Annotated in this window: 21 protein-coding genes and 1 pseudogene; 3 read left to right on the top strand and 19 right to left on the bottom strand. The window is 59.2% G+C overall.

Annotated elements, in window-relative coordinates; translation table 11 throughout:
- Nucleotides 1-41: 41 nt before the first annotated feature.
- Complete coding sequence (locus ACYZTU_RS19585) at nt 42-1,190, top strand: acyl-CoA dehydrogenase family protein (protein ID WP_461964811.1); 1,149 nt, start codon at nt 42-44, stop codon at nt 1,188-1,190.
- Between the two features lie 112 nt (nt 1,191-1,302).
- Here ACYZTU_RS19585 and ACYZTU_RS19580 read toward each other — a convergent pair whose 3' ends face one another.
- The 9 genes from ACYZTU_RS19580 to ACYZTU_RS19540 all read right to left on the bottom strand — a co-directional run bounded on the left by ACYZTU_RS19580 (nt 1,303) and on the right by ACYZTU_RS19540 (nt 10,193).
- Nucleotides 1,303-1,851 carry an adenine phosphoribosyltransferase gene (locus ACYZTU_RS19580; RefSeq protein WP_449644301.1) on the bottom strand — a complete coding sequence of 183 codons (549 nt, stop codon included), beginning with the start codon at nt 1,849-1,851 and terminating at the stop codon, nt 1,303-1,305.
- Between the two features lie 78 nt (nt 1,852-1,929).
- Nucleotides 1,930-2,664 (bottom strand): fumarate/nitrate reduction transcriptional regulator Fnr, encoded by a 735-nt coding sequence (gene fnr, locus ACYZTU_RS19575; RefSeq protein WP_282380436.1) that lies wholly within the window; start codon nt 2,662-2,664, stop codon nt 1,930-1,932.
- 127 nt (nt 2,665-2,791) lie between these two features.
- Nucleotides 2,792-4,174, bottom strand: a complete 1,383-nt coding sequence (gene hemN, locus ACYZTU_RS19570; protein WP_461971106.1) for an oxygen-independent coproporphyrinogen III oxidase — start codon at nt 4,172-4,174, stop codon at nt 2,792-2,794.
- 88 nt (nt 4,175-4,262) lie between these two features.
- Nucleotides 4,263-4,946 carry a sulfite exporter TauE/SafE family protein gene (locus ACYZTU_RS19565; RefSeq protein ID WP_461964809.1) on the bottom strand — a complete coding sequence of 228 codons (684 nt, stop codon included), beginning with the start codon at nt 4,944-4,946 and terminating at the stop codon, nt 4,263-4,265.
- Nucleotides 4,939-5,157, bottom strand: coding sequence for a cbb3-type cytochrome oxidase assembly protein CcoS (gene ccoS / locus ACYZTU_RS19560; RefSeq protein ID WP_429512557.1), 219 nt, complete (start codon nt 5,155-5,157; stop codon nt 4,939-4,941). Before ccoS ends, ACYZTU_RS19565 begins: the two co-directional genes overlap by 8 nt.
- Before the next feature lie 22 nt (nt 5,158-5,179).
- Nucleotides 5,180-7,630, bottom strand: a complete 2,451-nt coding sequence (locus ACYZTU_RS19555) for a heavy metal translocating P-type ATPase (protein ID WP_461964807.1) — start codon at nt 7,628-7,630, stop codon at nt 5,180-5,182.
- 132 nt (nt 7,631-7,762) lie between these two features.
- On the bottom strand, nt 7,763-8,296 hold the full coding sequence (locus ACYZTU_RS19550) for a FixH family protein (RefSeq protein WP_461964805.1): 534 nt from the start codon (nt 8,294-8,296) through the stop codon (nt 7,763-7,765).
- Between the two features lie 11 nt (nt 8,297-8,307).
- Nucleotides 8,308-9,714, bottom strand: a complete 1,407-nt coding sequence (gene ccoG / locus ACYZTU_RS19545) for a cytochrome c oxidase accessory protein CcoG (protein WP_461964803.1) — start codon at nt 9,712-9,714, stop codon at nt 8,308-8,310.
- A gap of 281 nt (nt 9,715-9,995) precedes the next feature.
- The gene (locus tag ACYZTU_RS19540; protein ID WP_461964801.1) at nt 9,996-10,193 is read right to left on the bottom strand and encodes a hypothetical protein; all 198 of its coding nucleotides are present in this window, start codon (nt 10,191-10,193) and stop codon (nt 9,996-9,998) included.
- Nucleotides 10,194-10,479: 286 nt separating this feature from the next.
- Between ACYZTU_RS19540 and ACYZTU_RS19535 the strand changes: the two genes are divergently transcribed.
- Nucleotides 10,480-11,478 (top strand): metallophosphoesterase family protein, encoded by a 999-nt coding sequence (locus ACYZTU_RS19535; RefSeq protein WP_461964799.1) that lies wholly within the window; start codon nt 10,480-10,482, stop codon nt 11,476-11,478.
- 80 nt (nt 11,479-11,558) lie between these two features.
- Here ACYZTU_RS19535 and ccoP (ACYZTU_RS19530) read toward each other — a convergent pair whose 3' ends face one another.
- The 8 genes from ccoP (ACYZTU_RS19530) to ccoN (ACYZTU_RS19495) all read right to left on the bottom strand — a co-directional run bounded on the left by ccoP (ACYZTU_RS19530) (nt 11,559) and on the right by ccoN (ACYZTU_RS19495) (nt 18,483).
- Nucleotides 11,559-12,542 carry a cytochrome-c oxidase, cbb3-type subunit III gene (gene ccoP, locus ACYZTU_RS19530; RefSeq protein ID WP_461964797.1) on the bottom strand — a complete coding sequence of 328 codons (984 nt, stop codon included), beginning with the start codon at nt 12,540-12,542 and terminating at the stop codon, nt 11,559-11,561.
- On the bottom strand, nt 12,539-12,724 hold the full coding sequence (locus ACYZTU_RS19525) for a CcoQ/FixQ family Cbb3-type cytochrome c oxidase assembly chaperone (protein WP_003175465.1): 186 nt from the start codon (nt 12,722-12,724) through the stop codon (nt 12,539-12,541). Before ACYZTU_RS19525 ends, ccoP (ACYZTU_RS19530) begins: the two co-directional genes overlap by 4 nt.
- Before the next feature lie 5 nt (nt 12,725-12,729).
- The gene (gene ccoO / locus ACYZTU_RS19520; RefSeq protein WP_461951065.1) at nt 12,730-13,338 is read right to left on the bottom strand and encodes a cytochrome-c oxidase, cbb3-type subunit II; all 609 of its coding nucleotides are present in this window, start codon (nt 13,336-13,338) and stop codon (nt 12,730-12,732) included.
- Nucleotides 13,338-14,780, bottom strand: a complete 1,443-nt coding sequence (gene ccoN, locus ACYZTU_RS19515; RefSeq protein WP_461964795.1) for a cytochrome-c oxidase, cbb3-type subunit I — start codon at nt 14,778-14,780, stop codon at nt 13,338-13,340. The genes ccoO (ACYZTU_RS19520) and ccoN (ACYZTU_RS19515) overlap by 1 nt, the downstream gene beginning before the upstream one ends.
- 481 nt (nt 14,781-15,261) lie before the next feature.
- On the bottom strand, nt 15,262-16,215 hold the full coding sequence (gene ccoP / locus ACYZTU_RS19510; RefSeq protein WP_461964793.1) for a cytochrome-c oxidase, cbb3-type subunit III: 954 nt from the start codon (nt 16,213-16,215) through the stop codon (nt 15,262-15,264).
- The gene (locus tag ACYZTU_RS19505; protein WP_461971104.1) at nt 16,212-16,418 is read right to left on the bottom strand and encodes a cbb3-type cytochrome oxidase subunit 3; all 207 of its coding nucleotides are present in this window, start codon (nt 16,416-16,418) and stop codon (nt 16,212-16,214) included. The genes ccoP (ACYZTU_RS19510) and ACYZTU_RS19505 overlap by 4 nt, the downstream gene beginning before the upstream one ends.
- Before the next feature lie 21 nt (nt 16,419-16,439).
- Nucleotides 16,440-17,048, bottom strand: a complete 609-nt coding sequence (gene ccoO / locus ACYZTU_RS19500) for a cytochrome-c oxidase, cbb3-type subunit II (RefSeq protein WP_283183761.1) — start codon at nt 17,046-17,048, stop codon at nt 16,440-16,442.
- A 10-nt stretch (nt 17,049-17,058) separates the two neighbouring features.
- The gene (ccoN, locus tag ACYZTU_RS19495) at nt 17,059-18,483 is read right to left on the bottom strand and encodes a cytochrome-c oxidase, cbb3-type subunit I (RefSeq protein ID WP_461964791.1); all 1,425 of its coding nucleotides are present in this window, start codon (nt 18,481-18,483) and stop codon (nt 17,059-17,061) included.
- Between the two features lie 96 nt (nt 18,484-18,579).
- Here ccoN (ACYZTU_RS19495) and ACYZTU_RS19490 point away from each other — a divergent pair, with 96 nt between their 5' ends.
- A complete protein-coding gene (locus tag ACYZTU_RS19490; RefSeq protein ID WP_461964789.1) occupies nt 18,580-19,257 on the top strand; it encodes an alpha/beta family hydrolase in 678 nt (225 codons plus the stop codon).
- Nucleotides 19,258-19,292: 35 nt separating this feature from the next.
- Here the strand turns inward: ACYZTU_RS19490 and ACYZTU_RS19485 are convergent, their stop codons facing one another.
- Nucleotides 19,293-20,858 carry a methyl-accepting chemotaxis protein gene (locus ACYZTU_RS19485; protein ID WP_461964787.1) on the bottom strand — a complete coding sequence of 522 codons (1,566 nt, stop codon included), beginning with the start codon at nt 20,856-20,858 and terminating at the stop codon, nt 19,293-19,295.
- 103 nt (nt 20,859-20,961) lie between these two features.
- A pseudogene (locus ACYZTU_RS19480) lies at nt 20,962-21,045 on the bottom strand (CPBP family intramembrane glutamate endopeptidase); the annotation flags it as partial.
- Between the last annotated feature and the right edge of the window lie 114 nt (nt 21,046-21,159).

Raw genomic sequence — 21,159 nt, 5'->3', positions numbered from 1 at the left:
GCGCTCGGTTAACTTCGCTGAATCTTCAGTGGAGCTTGCCCATGCCTGCCTTTCAGGAATACTTCGACCCCAGCCACCAATTGGTCCGCGACAGCGTCAGACGTTTCGTCGAGCGCGAGATCTTGCCAGACATCAACCAGTGGGAAGAAGCTGAAAGCTTCCCCCGTGAGCTCTACCAAAAGGCCGGCGGGGCGGGGATTCTGGGGATCGGTTATCCCGAAGCCCTGGGTGGCAGCCACGAAGGCGATCTGTTCGCCAAGGTCGCCGCCAGCGAAGAGCTGATGCGCTGCGGCTCCGGCGGCTTGGTGGCGGGGCTCGGCTCGCTGGACATCGGCCTGCCGCCGATCCTCAAGTGGGCCAGGCCTGAAGTGCGCGATCGCGTTGTGCCGCAGGTGCTCACCGGCGAGAAAATCAGCGCCCTGGCGGTTACCGAGCCCAGTGGTGGCTCTGACGTCGCCAACCTGCAAACCCGCGCTGTGCGTGACGGCGACGTCTACCGGGTCAGCGGCAGCAAAACCTTTATCACCAGTGGCGTCCGCGCGGATTTCTACACCGTCGCGGTGCGCACCGGTGCGCCGGGTTTCGGTGGCATCAGCCTGCTGTTGATCGAGAAGGGCACGCCCGGTTTTACGGTCGGCCGGCGCTTAAAGAAAATGGGCTGGTGGGCGTCGGACACCGCCGAGCTGTTCTTCGACGATTGCCGGGTACCTGTAGGAAATCTGATCGGCGCTGAAAACATGGGCTTCGCCTGCATCATGGGCAACTTCCAGAGCGAACGCCTGGCGCTGGCGCTAATGGCCAACATGACCGCCCAAATGGCGCTGGAAGAAAGCTTGAAATGGGCTCGCCAACGCGAAGCATTCGGTAAACCCATCGGCAAGTTTCAGGTGCTGAAGCATCGCCTCGCCGAAATGGCCACGGCGCTGGAAGTGTCACGGGAATTCACTTACCGCCAAGCGGCGAAAATGGCGGCGGGGCAGAGTGTGATCAAGGAGATTTCCATGGCCAAGAATTTTGCTACCGACACGGCTGATCGCATTACGACCGATGCGGTGCAGATTCTGGGTGGCCTGGGTTATATGCGCGAGAGCCTGGTGGAGCGGCTGTACCGCGATAACCGTATTCTGTCGATCGGCGGCGGAACGCGGGAAGTGATGAACGAGATCATCAGTAAGCAGATGGGGCTTTGAGTCTTTGCGGTGTGCAGATGACGCTTTCGCGGGCAAGCCTCGCTCCTACAAGAGCACCGCATTATCTGTAGGAGCGAGGCTTGCCCGCGAAGGCGTCGGTGCAGGCGCCGCCTTACTTATCGCTCAACGCAAACTGCGTCAGGCAAAACGTCGGAATCCCCATATCTTCCAGACGCTGCGACCCGCCCAACTCTGGCAAATCAATGATTGCTGCCGCTTCATGAACCCGAGCACCCATGCGTCGAATCAGGTTCGCCGCCGCAATCAGCGTACCGCCCGTGGCGATCAGGTCATCGAACATCACCACCGAATCGCCCTCGCACAGGCTGTCGGCGTGGACTTCGAGGAACGCTTCGCCGTATTCGGTCGCATAGCCCTCGGCCAGCACGTCGGCCGGCAGTTTGCCTTGCTTGCGGAACAGCACCAGTGGCTTGTTGAGTTGATAGGCCAGGACCGAACCGATCAGAAAACCACGAGCGTCCATCGCACCGATATGGGTGAAGTCGGCCTCGACATAACGATGGGCAAAGCTGTCCATCACCAGGCGCAGGGCCGTGGGGGACTGGAACAGCGGGGTAATGTCGCGAAAGATCACGCCCGGCTTGGGAAAGTCGATCACGGGGCGGATGAGGGATTTGATGTCGAAGGAGTCGAAGGCCATAGTCGAAGAATCCTGGCAGGTGCAAACGACGCAGTATAACGGCGGCTGAACCGTTTCGCTCAGCCGCACTCGCCGAAATCAGCCTTCCAGCGAACCGCCGGCCAGGGCGCAGAGCTGGATCGGGTCGAGGATATGGATTTCCTTGCCTTCAGCGGCGATCAGTTCGTTTTGCTGGAAGCGAGTGAACACCCGAGACACGGTTTCCACCGCCAGGCCCAGGTAATTGCCGATTTCGTTGCGCGACATACTCAGGCGGAACTGGTTGGCCGAGAACCCCCGGGCGCGAAAACGGGCCGACAGGTTGACCAGGAACGTGGCGATGCGCTCGTCGGCGGTTTTCTTCGACAACAGCAACATCATTTGCTGGTCGTCTCGAATCTCGCGACTCATCACGCGCATCAACTGACGACGCAGTTGCGGCAGTTGCAGCGCCAGTTCGTCGAGGCGTTCGAAAGGGATTTCACACACCGACGTGGTTTCCATGGCTTGTGCAGAGACCGGGTGTTTTTCGGTGTCCATGCCCGACAGGCCGACCAGTTCACTCGGCAGGTGGAAACCGGTGAGTTGTTCTTCGCCGCCATCGCTCAGGCTGAAGGTCTTCAGGGCGCCAGAGCGTACTGCATAAACGGAATCGAACGTGTCGCCCTGGCGGAACAGGAATTCGCCCTTTTTCAGCGGGCGGCCACGTTTAACGATTTCGTCCAGCGCATCCATGTCTTCCAGATTCAAAGAAAGTGGCAAGCAGAGGGGGGCCAGGCTGCAATCCTTGCAATGGGCCTGGTTATGAGCGCGCAGTTTTACTGGCTCGGACATTTCTTCAATCCTTGTGGGAAAACACACATAAGCCGTAAGGGTAACCCACGGGAGGACGTTCAGGCACGCGGCGATTTTGTCGCAGGGTCGTTAATCAGCGTTTAGTAGACCGGCAGTGAGGTGATTGCTAGATCACCCGTGAAAACCGCTGGCGATTTTGCTGTTCCAGGTACGCGTCGAACACCATGCACACCGAACGCACCAGCAATCGTCCGGCGGGCAGTACGGTAATCCGTTCGTTATCAAGCTCGATCAGTCCGTCGTCGGCCATTCCCTGCAACTGTGGCCAGAGTTCGCCGAAGTAGCCCTGAAAGTCGATGTTGAAGGCTTGTTCGATCTGGGCGAATTCCAGGCTGAAAGTGCAGATCAGTTGTTGGATGACCGCACGTCGCAGGCGGTCATCGGTGGTGCACAGCAGACCACGGCTGGTGGCCAGCTGTGCGCTGGCCAACGTGTTCTGGTACTGATTCAGGTCGCTGCTGTTCTGGCAATACAAGTCGCCGATCTGGCTGATGGCGGAGACGCCCAGGCCAATCAAGTCGCAATGACCGTGGGTGGTGTAGCCCTGGAAGTTGCGTTGCAGGGTCGATTCTTCCTGAGCAATCGCCAGTTCATCGTCGGGCAGCGCGAAGTGGTCCATGCCGATGTAGCGGTAACCGGCCTTGGTCAGCTGCTCGATGGTGCCCTGGAGCATGTCCAGTTTCTGCGCCGGTGTCGGCAGTTCGTCGCTGTTGATTCGCCGTTGCGGCATGAAGCGTTCCGGCAGGTGCGCGTAGTTGAACACCGAGAGGCGGTCCGGTTGCAGGTTGATGACTTCATCGACGGTGCGGGCGAAATTCTCGGGTGTCTGTCTTGGCAAGCCATAGATCAGGTCAATGTTGATCGAGCGAAACTGCAGGGTGCGGGCTGCGTCGATCACCGCGCGGGTTTCTTCCAGGCTTTGCAGGCGATTGACCGCCCGTTGCACCACCGGGTCGAGGTCTTGCAGGCCGATACTGACCCGATTGAAACCCAGCTCACGGAGCAGGCCCATGGTCGACCAGTCGGCTTCGCGAGGGTCGATTTCGATGCCGTAGTCGCCGGAATCGTCGTCCAGCAAGTTGAAGCTTTTGCGCAACTGTGCCATCAACTGGCGCAGTTCATCGTGATTGAGAAAGGTCGGGGTGCCGCCGCCGAAATGCAGTTGCTCGACTTTCTGCGCGGGGTCGAGGTGGCAGGCGATCAACTGGATTTCCTGCTCCAGACGCTGCAAATAGGGCAGAGCCCGGCCGCGATCCTTGGTGATGACTTTGTTGCAGGCGCAGTAGTAGCAAATGTTCGCGCAGAACGGCACATGCAGGTACAGCGACAACGGACGCAGAGCCTTACGGCTTTCGCGCAGCGCATGGAACAGGTCGAAGGTGCCGATATGACCGTCGAATTGCACGGCGGTCGGATACGAGGTGTAACGCGGTCCCGCCAGGTCATAACGGCGGATCAGATCGGTGTCCCAACGAATGGCGTCGAGCAACATGCGGGCATTCCCCCGGATAGGCTGGCAGTGTCAGCGAGTCTATGGGGAGGCGCGGTGGGGCATCTTGATTTGCATCAAAGGTCGATTAATGCCCCATCAACCAGTGCTGATGCGGGCCCGGCAAGGTCCAGACTCCGAACAACATCACCAGCAAGCCGCCAGCCATCCGCACGCTACGCTTGCGCAACAACACCGTGACCCGTTCAGCCGCCAGCCCCGTGGCGAGCAACACTGGCCAGGTGCCCAGCCCGAACGCGAGCATCAAAAGCGCACTGTCCAGCGCATTGCCCTGACTCGCCGACCACAGCAACGTGCTGTAAACCAACCCGCACGGCAACCAGCCCCAGAGCGCGCCCAGCAGCAACGCACGGGGTACGCTCGACACCGGCAGCAGTTTATTGGCAACCGGCTGGATGTGCCGCCACAGGCCGCGACCGAGGCTTTCGATGCGGGTCAGGCCGCTCCACCAACCGGCGAGGTACAGGCCCATGACGACCAACAGCAATCCGGCGATGACGCGCATGAACATCGCCGCCGGGCTGTTGGCCACCGCCCAACCGGCCAGGCCGATCAGCAGGCCGGCCGTTGCATAGCTGAGAATTCGCCCCAGGTTGTAGGCCAGCAGCAGTCGAAAGCGTCGGCTGCGTTGTTCCTTGGGAATCGCCAGGGTCAGCGCGCCCATCAAACCGCCGCACATGCCCAGGCAATGCCCGCCACCGAGCAGACCGAGAATCACCGCAGACACCAGCAGCGGCGCCAACTCAAGCATGGGGTGGGACCTTGTCGTCCGGTTTGGCCGGATGGCCGCTTGCCTCGTCGACGGCCGCCTTGTGGTTAGGGTCCTGGTCGTCGAACAAAATGCTGTGGGCCGGGCCGTCGAGGTCGTCGTACTGACCGCTGTCGACTGCCCAGAAGAAGATGTAAATGGCGATGGCCACGATCAGCAGCGCGGCCGGGATCATCACATAGAGAGCTGGCATCTGGACTCCATGCCCACGCGGCTCAGGCCGGCAGCGGGCGGGTTTCTGGCGTGGCGCTGACCGCAGGCGTGTTTGGCATGCGGGTCAGGCGCAGGGCGTTCAGCACCACGGTCAACGAACTGATGGACATGCCGACCGCGGCCCATACCGGCGTGATCCAGCCGAGGGCGGCGAACGGCAACATAAGGCCATTGTACAGCCCGGCCCACAGCAGGTTCTCGATGATTACCCGACGGGTGCGTCGAGCCAGGCTGAAGGCTTGTACCAGTGCGTCGAGGCGGTTCGACAGCAATACCGCATCGGCACTGGTTTTCGCCAGGTCGGTGGCAGAACCCATGGCCACGCTGATGTCGGCGGCGGCCAGCACTGGCACGTCGTTGACCCCGTCACCGAGCATCAATACCTTGCGGCCTTCCTTGTGGAGCAGTTGCAAGACCTGCAATTTGTCGTCCGGGCGCAAGCCGCCGAGGGCTTCATCGATGCCGAGTTCCGCGGCGACACTGGCGACCATCGGCGAGCTGTCACCAGACAGCAACAGCGTGCGCCAGCCGCGAGACTTGCAGGCGGCGAGCAGCGCGGGTGCGTCGGCGCGCAGGCGGTCGTCGAGAACAAACCATGCCAACGGTCCCTGGCTGTCGCCGAGCAACAGCCATTGACCGGCTTCATGCGGCATCAACGGCACGGCAGCGCCACTGAGTTCACAGACAAAACCCGGTTGGCCGATGCGCAGGCGTTGTTCACCGACCAACCCTTCGAGGCCTAGCCCCGGCGTGCTGTGGACTTCTTCGGCAGCGAGCGGCGCACGGCCAAATGCGCGGGCGATCGGGTGTTCAGAGCGGTTTTCCAGGGCCGCGGCCAGGCTCAGGCATTGATCGCTGTTGAGTGCGCCGAGCGGGCGAATCGAACGCAAGGCTAGGCGACCTTCCGTCAGCGTGCCGGTCTTGTCGAAAATCACCGTGTCGATCTGATTGAGGCCTTCCAGCACATGGCCGCGAGTCAGCAGCAAACCGAGTTTGTGCAGTGTTCCGGTGGCGGCAGTGAGGGCGGTCGGCGTGGCGAGGGACAAGGCACATGGGCATGTCGCAACGAGCATCGCCAACACAATCCAGAAGGCCCGCGACGAATCCAGTTCCCACCAGATCAGGCCGATGACGGCAGCGGCAATCAGCGACAGCAGCAGGAACCATTGCGCGGCGCGGTCGGCGATTTCCGCCAGTCGCGGTTTCTCGGCCTGAGCACGGTCCAGCAGGCGGACGATGGCGGACAGTCGGGTGTCTTGACCCAGCGCCAGGACTTCCACGGTCAATGCACCTTCTACATTCAGGGTGCCGGCGGTGACGGCATCGCCCGGCGTGCGCGGCTGTGGCAGGTATTCGCCGGTCAGCAGGGACTCGTCGATGCTCGATTGACCGTCGAGGATCTTGCCGTCAGCCGGAAGGATTGCGCCGGGATGCACCAGCACTTGATCGCCGACGCGCAGTTCGCTGAGCAGGATTCGCTCGCTCTGACCGTCGGCACTCAAGCGCAGACACGAGGCGGGTAACAGGTTGACGAGTTGCGCAGTGGCGGCGGCGGTGCGTTCGCGGGCACGGCGTTCCAGATACCGTCCGGCCAGCAGGAACAGCGCGAACATGCCCACGGCATCGAAATACAGTTCACCGACGCCGGTGATCGAAGTCCAGATCCCGGCGATATAGGCACTGCCAATGGCCAGCGAGACCGAGACGTCCATGGTCAGGTGGCGGGTGCGCAAGTCGCGCATCGCGCCTTTGAAGAATGGCGCGCAGCTGTAGAACACGATAGGGGTGGTGAGAAATAGTGCGACCCAACGCAGGATAGTGTGCAGCTCGGGGCTGAGATCGATGTTGAATTCCGGCCAGGTGGCCATGGTCGCCATCATCGCCTGGAACCACAGCAGCCCGGCCACGCCGAGTTGGCGCAGGGCCAGGCGGTTTTCGCTGGCCAGTTGTTCGCTGGCGCGGTCGGCTTGATACGGGTGGGCGGCGTAGCCGATGTGGCGCAACTCACTGAGTACTTGGCTCAGTGGCAGTTGCGCGTCAGCCCAGCGCACGTGCAGGCGATGGTTGGACAGGTTCAGGCGCGCTTCGGCCACCGCCGGCAAGCCGCGCAGGTGTTTCTCGATCAACCAGCCGCAAGCCGCGCAACTGATGCCTTCCATCAACAGAGTGGTTTCGGCGAGTTCGCCTTCGTGGCGGACGAAGGGTGCTTGTACATCGGCGCGGTCGTAGAGCGCCAGTTCGTCCACTAACTGCACCGGCAGCGCTTCGGGGTTGGCCGATGACTCGCTGCGATGCTGGTAATAGCTTTCCAGGCCGCCGGCCACGATTGCTTCGGCCACGGCCTGGCAACCCGGACAGCAGAACTCGCGGGTTTCACCGAGGACGGCAGCGGTGAAGCGGCTGCCGGCCGGGACGGGCAGGGCACAGTGGTAGCAGGGGGTTGGCGTGGTCATGAGGGGAGTCTATATCGTCCGGGAAAGGCTCATACCTGTAGGAGCTGACGAGTGAAACGAGGTTGCGATCTTTTGATGTTGTTTTGAAAGAGCAAGATCTAAAGATCGCAGCCTCGTTTTACTCGACAGCTCCTACAAGTGTTCCGCACCCTGCAGCGGCTCATCACCCAGCAGCAAATCCTTGTCATGGCTGACCTGTTCTTCTTCGAACATGCGCCAGGTATTGTCGTCCTGTATGCCCAGCAGTTCTACAAAGCGGCGACCATCGACCTTGTCGTTCAGTTGGCCAATGTAGCGGCCCTGTTCGGTTTCGCTGCGCGCCAGGGTGATCTTGCGATCCTTCTCGGGCTGGGTCGGCGAGATCAGGTTCAGCTCCAGGGTTTTGGGCTGGCTGTTGCCGTTCAGGCGCAGATCGACTTCGCCGGTCACATCGTCCAGATGAACGCTGGCGCGCAGCAGCAGGGTCTGCGCCAGCAGTTCACGGTCGAGGGAGCGGTTGATGCCTTTGCCGGCCTCGTAATAGTTGTCATTGACCAGGTTGTCCGGGTTGTTCACCGCGATCGTCACCATGGACAAGGTCAGGGTCACGGAACACGCCAGAATGGCGATGATGATCCACGGCCAAAGGTGCTTGTACCAGGGACTTGCGGCAGTTGGTGCGGGCATGATCACTTCTCTCAACGAACTTGTGGGCCGATGAACCGGCTCTGGGCTTCAATGTGGACGTTGTCGTCATCGGCATCCTTGAGGATGAATTTCACCTCGTTGGTGCTCGATGGCAGTTTTTCCGGGGCCATGGACAGTTCGACCGGTTGGCTGAAAATCTCCCCTGCGGCGACCTTGATCTCGCGCCTGCCTTGCAGCTTGAGGTCCGGCAGGCCAGTGGCTTCGAGCACGTAGGTGTGGTCGCGCTGATCCTTGTTCATGATCTTCAGGCTGTAGACGTTTTCGATTCGGCCTTCGGCGTTCTCGCGGTACAGCACGCGGTCCTTGCTGACGTCGAAACCGACCAGCGAACGCATGAAGAACGCGGTCATCAGCAAAGCGATCATCGCCAGCAGCACCGTGGCATAGCCGATCAGGCGCGGGCGCAGTTTATTGGTTTTTTGCCCGGACAGGTTGTGCTCGGTGGTGTAACTGATCAGGCCGCGCGGGTAATCCATCTTGTCCATGATGCTGTCGCAGGCATCGATGCAGGCCGCACAGCCGATGCATTCGACTTGCAGGCCGTCGCGGATGTCGATACCGGTCGGGCAGACCTGGACGCACATGGTGCAGTCGATGCAGTCGCCCAAGCCCATGGCCTTGTAATCGGCGCCTTTCTTGCGCGGGCCGCGGCCTTCACCACGACGCGGGTCGTAGGAAACGATCAGGGTGTCTTTGTCGAACATCACGCTCTGGAAGCGCGCGTACGGGCACATGTAAATGCACACCTGCTCGCGCAACCAGCCGGCATTGCCGTAGGTGGCGAGGGTGAAGAAACCGACCCAGAAATACGACCAGCCATCGGCCTCGCCGGTGAAGAAGTCGATGGTCAGCTCGCGAATGGGCGAGAAGTAACCCACAAAGGTCATGCCAGTCACAAAGCCGATCAATAACCACATCGAGTGTTTGCTGAGTTTGCGCAGGAATTTGTTGGCGCTCATGGGCGCTTTGTCGAGCTTGATGCGCTGGTTGCGGTCGCCTTCGGTGACCTTCTCGCACCACATGAAAATCCAGGTCCAGACACTCTGGGGGCAGGTATAGCCGCACCAGACTCGCCCGGCGTACACGGTGATAAAGAACAGGCCGAAGGCGCTGACGATCAGGATCCCCGAGAGCAGGATGAAGTCCTGTGGCCAGAAGGTTGCGCCAAAGATGAAGAATTTGCGCTCCGGCAGGTTCCACCAGACGGCCTGATGGCCACCCCAGCTCAGCCAGACCGTACCGAAATACAACAGAAACAGCCCGGCACCGCCCATCATCCGCAGGTTGCGGAACAGGCCGGTGAAGGCGCGGGTGTAGATCTTTTCTCGAGAGGCGTAGAGGTCGACACTGTTGTTCTTGGCAGGTGTGACGTCGTGTACCGGAATCTGGTTGCTCATCATTGCATCCCACGGCAGTGGAAAATTGCCCCGGTCAGTACATGCCGACCACGGTCAAAAAGAGGTGTTGCAGTAGCGCAATGATACGCCTGTAGCTCTAGCCCAAGGGTGCGACCTTTGGTCGCGTTGGGGAAAAATCTCGAATGGTGTAGCGAATGTAACAAAACGTGATGCAGGTCAATTGACTATAGACGAATCATATTCCTCCTTGGCAACCGACGCGCGATACAGGAGTGCAGCGCGCTGCGCTGCACTCCATAACGGCGGCGGTTAGCCCAGCCTCAAATAAGCCGGCCGCCTCCCAAGCTGTCCAGTCCGCCGGTACCGCGTTTTCTATCTGCGCTGCTTTCGATATCCGCGAACTTTGCACGAGTTTTCGAAATGCTTGTCTCGTTGACCACTTCTGTCAGCGGTGCGTCTTCATTGTTCGTTGGATGTTCAATGTTGTCAGGGTGGGTGCTAGTGTTTTGCTCGGACATAATGACTTCCTTGTGTGTTGAATAACTGTTGGGTTAGCTTTGATGAGGGTGTTTAAGAGGTAGTCTTTTTACCCCGTCATCAAGCTGGAAGTAAAACTATCACCTGTCAGGAGTCAAAGGCTATCAAGCATCGGTTTCAATTTGTTAAATATGCAGTGGATGAGTCTTGTAATAAGTTTTGCCGCGCGGAGGGTTGCGTAAGTTTGTTTTAGACGTCGCTTTACGTTAGTTTTGCGTTGGAGTTGTAACTCGACTGAAAATTACGCTGTTATGGAAATGGAATTCTATGTTAATTAATATTTATAAAGTGTTGAGCTGTCTTGCCATGTTGTCGGTCATGTATGGGGCATACGCTGTAGATTCGCCTCGGCATATGATATTTGCTTCAGATCCGCAGTACCCGTGGAGCGACCTCACCGATGAGAACAATACGGACCCGAATAAAGACGTACGATCACGAGAACTGATAGAACTTCAGTACTCCGACATTGCGAGCTTCAGGAAGCTCAATGGCGGCGCGTCGCGGATACCAGTGATGATTAACGGAGATGTCACCGCATTTGGTCATGGGGGCGAGCGCTCATATATCAGATCGGTGTTCGAGAATAAACTGGAGGGGCTCTATGATTACGGTTTAGGTAATCATGATTATGCCAATAATGTAGACGATTGTTTTTTGAATAGTTGTGCGGCCGGGAGTATCAATGACCTCAAGGCGCGTTATTGGGGGAAGGGGGTGTCCATGGATCTGGCGGCAAGAAGCGCGGGTCTTGGGACGATTTATTACGGCAGCCTCGCCTATTCAAAGGCGTTCGGTGATGTACATTTGGTTCAGTTGAATAACGAGCCGACTTATGCCGTAAATTTTACTTCCGGTAATCCGGTTGCTCGAACGTCCTTTGAAATTACTGATGCGCTGGACTGGCTTGAGCGTGACCTGAAGAATGCGAGAGCGCAGGGAAAAATTATTATTCTCAATATGCACAAGGTTTATGACTGGGCAGGCAGTGATGCGCAAATTTCCCGATTTAAACAGATGATCGAGCAATACAAAGTGACCGCTGTGTTTGGCGGGCATGATCACTGGGGGGTAGGGATCCATAGGTTTTCCAAAAAATGGGAGTTGTTTGGCGAAGTGCCGGTATTCATGAGCGGATCTGCTTCTCAGCAAACCTATCTGATTGGCAGTTTTACCGAAGATCGAAAGTCTCTGAAAATCAGCGCAGTACACAAAAGCAACTGGCCTAGTCGTGAAGTCGTGAGTCTCATTCCTGCCTTGAAGTAAGCAGGTTTAAGGCTGAAATGAAAACGGCCCCGCCAATTCACATTGGCGGGGCCGTTTTTTTGTTGCATCAAGCGTTTGCCTTACTGGGCGTCCGCCACTGGCGCTTTCTCACCGTGAGACAGGCTGTAGACGTAAGCGGCCAGCAGGTGAACCTTGTCGTTGCCTTGCAGCTGTTCTTGCGCAGGCATCTGGCCCTGACGGCCGTAACGGATGGTCTGCTGCAGTTGAGCGAAGCTCGAACCGTAGATGAACGCGCCCGGGTGAGTCAGGTCAGGTGAGCCCATTGCTGGTGTACCTTTGCCTGCCGGACCGTGGCACGCCACGCAGTTGGCAGCGAACAGTTTCTGCCCGGCAACCGGATCCGCCTTGGTGCCTTCCGGCAGCTTGCGGCCATCAAGGTTGGTCAGTACGAATGCGGCAACATCGCTGACGCCTTGCTCGCCGATCACTTCGGCCCACGCCGGCATGACCGCGTGACGGCCACCCATGATGGTGGTCTTGATGGTTTCTGCCTCGCCACCCCAGCGCCAGTCGGCGTCGGTCAGGTTAGGAAAGCCATAAGCGCCCTTGGCATCGGAACCGTGGCAAACCGAGCAGTTGGAGGCGAACAGACGGCCACCCATTTTCAGGGCTTGCGGGTCCTTGGCCACTTCTTCTATGGGCATGGAAGCGAATTTGGCGAAGATCGGGCCGAACTTGGCGTCCGACTTGGCCATTTCCTTTTCCCACTCGTGCACCCCGGTCCAGCCGCTCTGGCCGTTGGCGAACGCGGTCTGCTTGTCGTTATCGAGGTAGTTGTAACCCGGCAGCAGGCCTTTCCAGTTACCCAGGCCCGGGTACAGAACCAGGTAGCCGAGGGCGAAGATGATGGTGCCCACGAACAGCATGAACCACCATTTCGGCAGTGGGTTGTCGTACTCCTCGATCCCGTCGAAGGAGTGGCCAACCGTTTCTTCGGTGGCTTCGCTGCGCTGGCCCTTGCGGGTGGACAGCAGCAGCCAGGTCAGGGCGAAGATCGTGCCGAGACTGAGGACTGTGACGTACAGACTCCAGAACGTAGTCATTCTTTGTTACTCCTAGAAGCTTGCTCGACGTGCTTGATGGCTTCGGGATCATCCGCGAAAGGCAGCAAGGTCGCGTCTTCAAACTCCGACTTGCGCTTGGGGCTGAACACCCACAACGCCAGACCGATGAAGGCCACCATCACAACAACGGTGCCCAGGCCACGAATCATCCCGATATCCATCTAAATCACCGTTTGCTTTTGATGATGGTGCCCAGGCCTTGCAGATAGGCCACCAGCGCGTCCATTTCGGTTTTGCCCTTCACAGCATCCTGGGCACCGGCGATGTCTTCGTCGGTGTAAGGGACGCCGAGCGTGCGCAAGACTTCCATTTTCTTGGCGGTTTCTTTGCCGTCGAGCTTGTTTTCCACGAGGAACGGGTAGGCCGGCATTTTTGACTCAGGCACCACGTTGCGCGGGTTGTACAAATGCGCACGCTGCCAGTCATCGGAGTAACGACCGCCGACACGGGCCAGGTCCGGACCGGTACGCTTGGAACCCCACAGGAACGGGTGGTCCCAGACGCTTTCACCGGCAACCGAGTAGTGGCCGTAACGTTCGGTTTCAGCACGGAACGGGCGGATCATCTGCGAGTGGCAGCCGACACAACCGTTGGCGATGTAGATGTCGCGGCCTTCCAGTTCAAGGGCGGTGCGAGGCTTCATGCCTTCGACCGGCTTGTTGGTGACATCTTGGAAAAACAGCGGAACGATCTGGGTCAGGCCGCCGATGCTGACGGCGATAACCATGAAGAAGGCCAGCAGGCCAATGTTCTTCTCGACTGCTTCATGCTTCATCAGTGAGCTCCAACTACAGCAATCTGAGCGGCGGCTTCGGCTTCAGCCGGGGTCGAGGCACGTACGGTACGCCATACGTTGTAGGCCATGAACAGCATGCCGCTGGCAAAGAACGCACCGCCCAGGGCGCGAACGATGAAACCAGGATGGCTGGCTTGCAGCGCTTCGACGAACGAGTAGGTGAGGGTGCCGTCGTCGTTGATTGCACGCCACATCAGACCCTGGGTGATGCCGTTGACCCACATCGAAGCGATGTACAGAACGGTACCGATGGTCGCGAGCCAGAAGTGCGCGTTGATCAGACCGATGCTGTGCATCTGCGTACGACCGAACAGTTTCGGGATCATGTGGTAGATCGCGCCGATCGAGATCATCGCCACCCAGCCCAACGCACCGGCGTGTACGTGGCCGATGGTCCAGTCAGTGTAGTGAGACAGCGAGTTGACGGTCTTGATGGCCATCATCGGGCCTTCGAAGGTCGACATGCCGTAGAAGGCCAGCGATACAACGAGGAAGCGCAGGATCGGGTCGGTGCGCAGCTTATGCCAGGCGCCCGACAGGGTCATCATGCCGTTGATCATGCCGCCCCAGCTTGGCGCCAGCAGGATGATCGACATCGCCATGCCCAGCGACTGAGCCCAGTCTGGCAGAGCGGTGTAGTGCAGGTGGTGCGGACCGGCCCAGATGTACAGGGTGATCAGCGCCCAGAAGTGCACGATCGACAGACGATAGGAGTAGATCGGGCGCTCGGCCTGCTTCGGAACGAAGTAGTACATCATCCCCAGGAAGCCGGTGGTCAGGAAGAAACCGACCGCGTTGTGGCCGTACCACCACTGGATCATCGCGTCAGTCGCACCGGCGTAGGCCGAATAGGACTTGAACAAGCTGACCGGCAGGGAAGCGTGGTTGACGATGTGCAGCATCGCCGTCACAACGATGAAGGCACCGTAGAACCAGTTACCCACATAGATATGTTTGGTGTTGCGCTTGGTGATGGTGCCGAAGAACACCACGGCGTAGGTGATCCAGACAATGGCCAGCAAAATGGCGATAGGCCATTCCAGTTCAGCGTATTCCTTGGAAGTGGTGTAGCCCAGCGGCAAGGAAATGCCTGCACCGACGATCACCGCTTGCCAACCCCAAAAGGTGAAGGCCGCGAGTCTGTCGGAAATCAGTCGCGTTTGGCAGGTTCGCTGCACGACGTAATAAGAAGTGGCAAACAGTGCACAACCACCGAAGGCGAAAATCACCAGGTTGGTGTGCAACGGGCGCAGGCGTCCAAAGCTCGTCCATTCCAGACCGAAGTTCAACTCCGGCCAGACCAGTTGCGAGGCGATGAAGACACCGAGCCCCATGCCAAGGATCCCCCAGACCACCGTCATGATGGCGAACTGGCGGACTACCTTATAGTTATAAGCAGTCGGACTGATTGCTGTGCTCATTCTAAGGTTCCACGGTTTGGGTGTTTTATTAGGAGTAAAAATCGGCCGCAAGTATGGAGAAAGCGGGGGGTCATTGCAACGCGCCATGACCTGGGTCAATGCTTTCAAAAGCTGATTCTGCGGCCTTTCCATGCGCCGCGTAAGGACAAAATTGCCCAAGGGCAAATGTCGCGGCAGACGAAAATGGTGAGGGGGTCAGGTCGGATGTAACGGGGTATGTTCAAACATAACGATCGGGTGACAGATGGCAATTGGCAGGACAGCCGGTATCTACCAGCCTTTGCGGCTTGTCATCGAGCAGATTCGTCGAACACATCAGGTTGGGTCGACCTGGAACCGGCTCACGCCAGTCCGCATCGGAGCAAGCTTAGCCCCAAATCCGGGGAATCGAAAGGAGGACTAACGGAGGGTGCGACAATGGGTCGCAAAGGGGCGGGGAACTGCCGCATCCGGAAGAATGCGGCAGCACAGCGGTCGAGATTTATTCGTGTTTGCCTGTAGCCTGCAAACGCTCGGTGTTCAGACCCTGAGACAAACTGTAAACGTAGGCGGCCAGCAGTTGCACTTTGTCGTTGCCGAGCAGTTCGTTCTGCGCCGGCATATGGCCCTGGCGGCCATGACGAATCGTTTGTTCAAGCTGCGTCAGGCCTGTTCCATAGATAAAACCGGCCGGTTGCATCAGATTCGGCGCACCCATGGCTTCAGTGCCCTGGCCGTTGGCCCCATGACAGGCTACGCACATCGTGCTGTACGCTTGCTGTCCAGCATGCAGGTCGGCACCGTTGTCGGCAGGCAACGGCAGGCCGGCCAAGTCATGGCGCACATACGCCGCGACGTTCTTCACGCCGGCATCACCAAGAATTTCACCCCAAGCCGGCATCGCGGCCATGCGACCGCCCATGATCGTGGTTTTGATGGTGTCGGCGTTGCCGCCCCAGCGCCAGCTGGTGTCCGCCAGGTTCGGAAAGCCGAAGGCACCCTTGGCATCCGAGCCGTGGCAGACCGCGCAATTGGACGCAAACAGGCGACCGCCCATTTTCAACGCTAGCGGGTCCGCGGCCACTTCTTCCAAGGGCATCGCCGCGAATTTGGCGAAGATCGGTCCGAACTTCGCATCCGACTTGGCCATTTCCTTTTCCCACTCGTGGACGCCGGTCCAACCGTCCTCGTAACCCGGCAGAACGCCTTTCCAGTTGCCCAGCCCTGGGTAAAGCACCAGATAGCCCACGGCAAACACCAGCGTGCCGGCGAACAGCATGAACCACCACTGCGGCAGCGGGTTGTCGTACTCCTCGATGCCGTCGAAGCTGTGGCCCATGGTCTGGTCGACGCTGCCCTTTGTTTCGCCCTTGCGGGTGCCAATCAACAGCCAGGTCAGGCCGATCAGGCTGCCGATGGTCAGTACGCAGATCCACGTACTCCAGAAGGTGGTCATGGCCGGGTACTCCTTGTTGTTGCAGGTTCTAGAGTGTTGTCGTTTTCGGCTTGTGGCTCATCGGCGAAAGGCAACAGACGCGCTTCGGCGAATTCGGAATTGCGCTTGCCGTTGAACACCCACAGCGTCAGGCCGACAAAGGCCAGGAACACCACGACCGTGCCCAGGCCGCGGATCATTCCACTGCTCATTTCGCTCACTATTTCAAAGGGCATGGCCATGGCTCACCTCTTGCTCTTGATGGATGTGCCAAGCACTTGCAGGTAAGCGACCAGTGCGTCCATTTCGGTCTTGCCCTTGAGCGAGGCGACTGAGCCTGCAATGTCGTCGTCGGTGTACGGCACGCCGAGGGTGCGCATCGCCTTGATCTTGCTTTCGGTGTGGCTGCTGTCGAGTTGGTTGTCCACGAGCCACGGATAGCCAGGCATTTTCGATTCCGGCACCACGTTGCGCGGGTTGTACAAATGCGCGCGATGCCAGTCTTCAGAGTAGCGACCGCCGACCCGGGCCAGGTCCGGTCCGGTACGTTTCGAGCCCCACAGGAACGGGTGATCCCAGACGCTTTCACCGGCCACCGAGTAGTGGCCGTAGCGTTCGGTCTCGGCGCGAAACGGGCGGATCATCTGCGAATGGCAGCCGACGCAGCCTTCGCGGATGTAGATGTCGCGACCTTCCAGTTGCAGCGCGGTGTAGGGCTTCATGCCTTCCACCGGCTTATTGGTCACGTCCTGGAAGAACAGTGGGACGATCTGGGTCAGACCGCCAATGCTCACGGCCAGCACCATCAACAACATCAGCAGGCCGACGTTTTTCTCGATTGTTTCGTGTTTCATGGCGGCCTCCTCAGGCGATCTGCGCGGCAGCGGCGACTTCGGCAGGCTGCGAGGCCCGCACGGTGCGCCAGGTGTTGTAGGCCATCAGCAGCATGCCGCTGAAGAAGATCGCACCGCCTACCAGTCGCACGACGAAGCCTGGGTGGCTGGCCACCAGGGTTTCGACGAAGGAGTAGGTCAGCGTGCCGTCTTCATTGACTGCGCGCCACATGAGGCCCTGGGCGATGCCGTTGACCCACATCGAAGCGATGTACAGCACGGTGCCGATGGTGGCGAGCCAGAAGTGCGCGTTGATCAGGCCGATGCTGTGCATCTGCGTGCGGCCAAAGATTTTCGGAATCATGTGGTACAGCGCGCCGATGGAGATCATCGCTACCCAACCGAGGGCGCCGGCGTGAACGTGGCCGATGGTCCAGTCGGTGTAGTGGGAGAGGGCGTTGACCGTTTTGATGGCCATCATCGGGCCTTCGAAGGTCGACATGCCGTAGAACGCGAGCGAGACCACGAGGAAGCGCAGGATCGGGTCGCTGCGCAACTTATGCCAGGCGCCCGAGAGCGTCATCATGCCGTTGATCATCCCGCCCCAGCTTGGCGCGAGCAGGATCAGCGACATCACCATGCCCAGCGACTGCGCCCAGTCCGGCAGCGCGGTGTAGTGCAAGTGGTGCGGGCCGGCCCAGATGTACAAGGTGATAAGGGCCCAGAAGTGCACGATCGACAAGCGGTAGGAATACACCGGACGCTCGGCCTGTTTCGGCACGAAGTAGTACATCATCCCGAGGAAACCGGCGGTGAGGAAAAAGCCTACGGCGTTGTGTCCGTACCACCACTGAACCATGGCATCGGTCGCACCCGCGTACACCGAGTAGGACTTGGTGAAACTCACCGGCAGCTCAAGGTTGTTGACGATGTGCAGAATCGCCACGGTGATGATGAATGCACCGAAGAACCAGTTGCCGACGTAGATGTGCTTGGTCTTGCGCTTCGCCAGCGTGCCGAAGAACACCACGGCGTAGGCGACCCAGACGATGGTGATCAAAATGTCGATCGGCCATTCCAGCTCGGCGTATTCCTTGGAGCTGGTGTAACCCAGCGGCAAGCTGATGGCCGCCAGCAGGATCACCACTTGCCAACCCCAGAAGCAGAACGCGGCGATTTTCGGCGCGAACAGTTGCGTTTGGCAGGTGCGTTGCACCGAGTAAAACGAACTGGCGAACAGGGCGCAGCCGCCGAAAGCGAAGATCACCGCGTTGGTGTGCAGCGGGCGCAAGCGGCCGAAACTGGTCCACGGTAAATCAAAGTTGAGTTCAGGCCAGACCAATTGAGCCGCGAGAAAAACCCCGAGCCCCATGCCGACGATGCCCCACACCACCGTCATAATGGCGAATTGGCGGACCACCTTGTAGTTGTAGGCGGTACTGATAGAAGTGTTCATGGTTCCCCATCCACGGTTCAGCCGAAGTGAAGGCGTTTGCGCTAGGCAGACGCTCCCTTCGCCTGGAGTTATAGGCAGACTAAAAGCGAGGCAAGCATGGACAAAGAGCACAAGGCCAGTATTGACGGGGATCAATGGGCGCAGTGTGTGGCGGAACATGGCTGGCTGTGGAACGCCGCCTCGGCGCCGTCATCGACGACGCTGATTCTGGCTCACGGTGCCGGTGCACCGATGGACAGCGGCTGGATGAACGACATGGCTGCGCGCCTTGCTGCATCTGGGGTCAACGTGCTGCGTTTCGAGTTTCCGTACATGGCGCAACGGCGCATTGATGGCGGCAAACGCCCACCGAATCCGGCGCCGAAACTGCTCGATTGCTGGCGTGAGGTGTATGCCGTGGTGCGACGCCATGTCGCTGGACGTCTGGCCATTGGCGGCAAGTCCATGGGCGGGCGGATGGCGAGTTTACTGGCCGATGAGTTGGGGGCGGATGGGTTGGTGTGTCTGGGTTATCCGTTTTATGCGGTGGGCAAACCGGAGAAACCTCGGGTCGAGCATCTGGCCGCGCTCAAGACGCCGACGTTGGTTGTGCAGGGTGAGCGTGATGCGCTGGGGAATCGAGAAACCGTCGAGGCTTATACGTTGGCACCGAGTATCGAGGTGTTCTGGCTGGTGGCGGGGGATCATGATTTGAAGCCGTTGAAGGCTTCCGGGTTTACCCATGAGCAGCATTTGGACGCTGCGGCGCATAAGGTAGCTGATTTCCTTGGTTAAGCGATCGTTCCCACGCGTGGGAACGATCAGAACGATCAGCGGTTAAACCGCTCCACCAACGAATACTGAGTATTCGCCGTCTTGGTCAGCTCTTCACTCAACAACGCCGAGTGTTGAGCCTGTTCCGACGTCTTATCCGCCAGTTGCGAGATGTTGCTGATGTTGCGGCTGATTTCTTCGGCAACAGCGCTTTGCTCTTCGGTAGCCGCGGCGATCTGGGTGGTCATGTCGGTGATGTTGGCCACCGCTTCGCTGATGCCCACCAGCGCCTGGTCCGCTTCCAGTACCCGCGCCACACCTTCTTCTGCCTGGCGATGCCCGGCTTCCATGGTTTGAACTGCAGTGCTGGCGGTTTGCTGGAGCTTGGCGATCAGCGCGTGGATCTGCCCGGTGGATTCGCTGGTGCGTTGCGCCAGTTGACGGACTTCGTCGGCAACCACCGCAAATCCTCGCCCCATCTCGCCGGCACGGGCCGCTTCGATGGCGGCGTTCAAGGCCAGCAGGTTGGTCTGGTCGGCGATGCCTTTGATCACATCGACCACACCACCGATTTCGTCGCTGTCCTTGGCCAGTTGAGTCACGGTCATACCGGTTTCACCGACCACCACCGACAGACGCTGAATGGCTTCGCGAGTTTCCCCGGCGATGTCGCGGCCGCGACCGGTCAGGCGATTGGCTTCCTGGGTGGCGTCGGCAGTGCGCTGCACGTGGCTGGCAACTTCTTGAGTGGTGGCGGCCATCTGATTGACGGCGGTGGCCACTTGCTCGGTTTCGACGCGCTGACGTTCCAGGCCGGTGGAGCTGTTGTGCGCCAGGGTGTCGGACTGTTTCGCTTGTTCGGTCAGGTGCTCTGCGGTGTCCTGCAGACGGGTCAGGCAAGTTTTCAGACGCGCTTCCTGGCTGAGGATCGACATCTCCAGACGTGCTTGAGCGCCACGGCTGTCGGTGTACATCTGCGCGATCAACGGGTCGGAGGTCGTCTGCCCGGCCAGTTGCAGCAGCCGCTTGAGGCCGCGCTGCTGCCAGCTCAAACCCAGCAAGCCCAATGGCACGGAGAGACCGGCGGCCAACGCAAAACCCCATTGGGAGTTGAGCGACGCACCGATCATGAAGCTCAACTGGCTGACCAGAATGAACGGCAGCCAGTCCTGCAGCACCGGCAGCCATTTGTCTGTTGAAGGAATCGCCGACTTGCCCTGGTTGATGCGTTGATAGAGTGCTTCGGCACGGCGGATCTGCTCGGCGGTGGGTTTGACCCGCACCGATTCGTAACCGATCACCTGATTGCCTTCGAAAACCGGTGTGACATAGGCGTTGACCCAATAGTGATCACCGGTCTTGCAGCGATTTTTGACGATGCCCATCCATGGCAAGCCTTGTTTCAGTGTGCCCCACATGTGCGCGAACACCGCGGCCGGAACGTCAGGGTGACGGACCAGGTTATGCGGTGCTCGGATCAGCTCTTCACGAGAAAACCCGCTGATCTCGACGAACGCATCGTTGCAGTAGGTGATCACGCCCTTGGCATCGGTGGTGGAAATCAACCGTTGCTGAGCCGGGAAGGTCCGTTCGCGTTGTGTGGTGGGTTGGTTGTTACGCATGGCAATTTCAATCCGCAAGGCTTTGAATGGTTGTCGGCGCTGTCAGGAATTAGTTGAAATTATTTTTCAGTAATCAGCGGCGCGTCGCAAAACGGCCATTGCGTCAGCCGGCAAGCATCGGATAGGTGAACAGGCCGAAGTGCAGCAGGTTCAAGCCGAAATGGGTGGCGATGGCGGCCGCCAACCCAGCACGACAGAGATCCCGGCCCACCAGCCGAGTCGGCCTTAGATCAGTGGATGTTGCGAGGGCGGCAATTATAAACAGCACACAAACAAAAACACCGCCCGAAGGCGGTGTCTG

The organism is Pseudomonas sp. HLT2-19-2 (assembly GCF_054898005.1).
This window is presented reverse-complemented; position numbering and strand designations above follow the sequence as displayed.

What these genes read in the sequence shown, in the direction of transcription:
- ACYZTU_RS19585 (WP_461964811.1), top strand. Translation starts at nt 42, where the DNA reads ATGCCTGCCTTTCAGGAATACTTCGACCCCAGCCACCAATTGGTCCGC.
- ACYZTU_RS19580 (WP_449644301.1), bottom strand. Translation starts at nt 1,851, where the DNA reads ATGGCCTTCGACTCCTTCGACATCAAATCCCTCATCCGCCCCGTGATC.
- fnr (WP_282380436.1), bottom strand. Translation starts at nt 2,664, where the DNA reads ATGTCCGAGCCAGTAAAACTGCGCGCTCATAACCAGGCCCATTGCAAG.
- ACYZTU_RS19565 (WP_461964809.1), bottom strand. Translation starts at nt 4,946, where the DNA reads ATGCTTGAGTTGGCGCCGCTGCTGGTGTCTGCGGTGATTCTCGGTCTG.
- ccoS (WP_429512557.1), bottom strand. Translation starts at nt 5,157, where the DNA reads ATGCCAGCTCTCTATGTGATGATCCCGGCCGCGCTGCTGATCGTGGCC.
- ACYZTU_RS19555 (WP_461964807.1), bottom strand. Translation starts at nt 7,630, where the DNA reads ATGACCACGCCAACCCCCTGCTACCACTGTGCCCTGCCCGTCCCGGCC.
- ACYZTU_RS19550 (WP_461964805.1), bottom strand. Translation starts at nt 8,296, where the DNA reads ATGCCCGCACCAACTGCCGCAAGTCCCTGGTACAAGCACCTTTGGCCG.
- ccoG (WP_461964803.1), bottom strand. Translation starts at nt 9,714, where the DNA reads ATGAGCAACCAGATTCCGGTACACGACGTCACACCTGCCAAGAACAAC.
- ACYZTU_RS19540 (WP_461964801.1), bottom strand. Translation starts at nt 10,193, where the DNA reads ATGTCCGAGCAAAACACTAGCACCCACCCTGACAACATTGAACATCCA.
- ACYZTU_RS19535 (WP_461964799.1), top strand. Translation starts at nt 10,480, where the DNA reads ATGTTAATTAATATTTATAAAGTGTTGAGCTGTCTTGCCATGTTGTCG.
- ccoP (WP_461964797.1), bottom strand. Translation starts at nt 12,542, where the DNA reads ATGACTACGTTCTGGAGTCTGTACGTCACAGTCCTCAGTCTCGGCACG.
- ACYZTU_RS19525 (WP_003175465.1), bottom strand. Translation starts at nt 12,724, where the DNA reads ATGGATATCGGGATGATTCGTGGCCTGGGCACCGTTGTTGTGATGGTG.
- ccoO (WP_461951065.1), bottom strand. Translation starts at nt 13,338, where the DNA reads ATGAAGCATGAAGCAGTCGAGAAGAACATTGGCCTGCTGGCCTTCTTC.
- ccoN (WP_461964795.1), bottom strand. Translation starts at nt 14,780, where the DNA reads ATGAGCACAGCAATCAGTCCGACTGCTTATAACTATAAGGTAGTCCGC.
- ccoP (WP_461964793.1), bottom strand. Translation starts at nt 16,215, where the DNA reads ATGACCACCTTCTGGAGTACGTGGATCTGCGTACTGACCATCGGCAGC.
- ccoO (WP_283183761.1), bottom strand. Translation starts at nt 17,048, where the DNA reads ATGAAACACGAAACAATCGAGAAAAACGTCGGCCTGCTGATGTTGTTG.
- ccoN (WP_461964791.1), bottom strand. Translation starts at nt 18,483, where the DNA reads ATGAACACTTCTATCAGTACCGCCTACAACTACAAGGTGGTCCGCCAA.
- ACYZTU_RS19490 (WP_461964789.1), top strand. Translation starts at nt 18,580, where the DNA reads ATGGACAAAGAGCACAAGGCCAGTATTGACGGGGATCAATGGGCGCAG.
- ACYZTU_RS19485 (WP_461964787.1), bottom strand. Translation starts at nt 20,858, where the DNA reads ATGCGTAACAACCAACCCACCACACAACGCGAACGGACCTTCCCGGCT.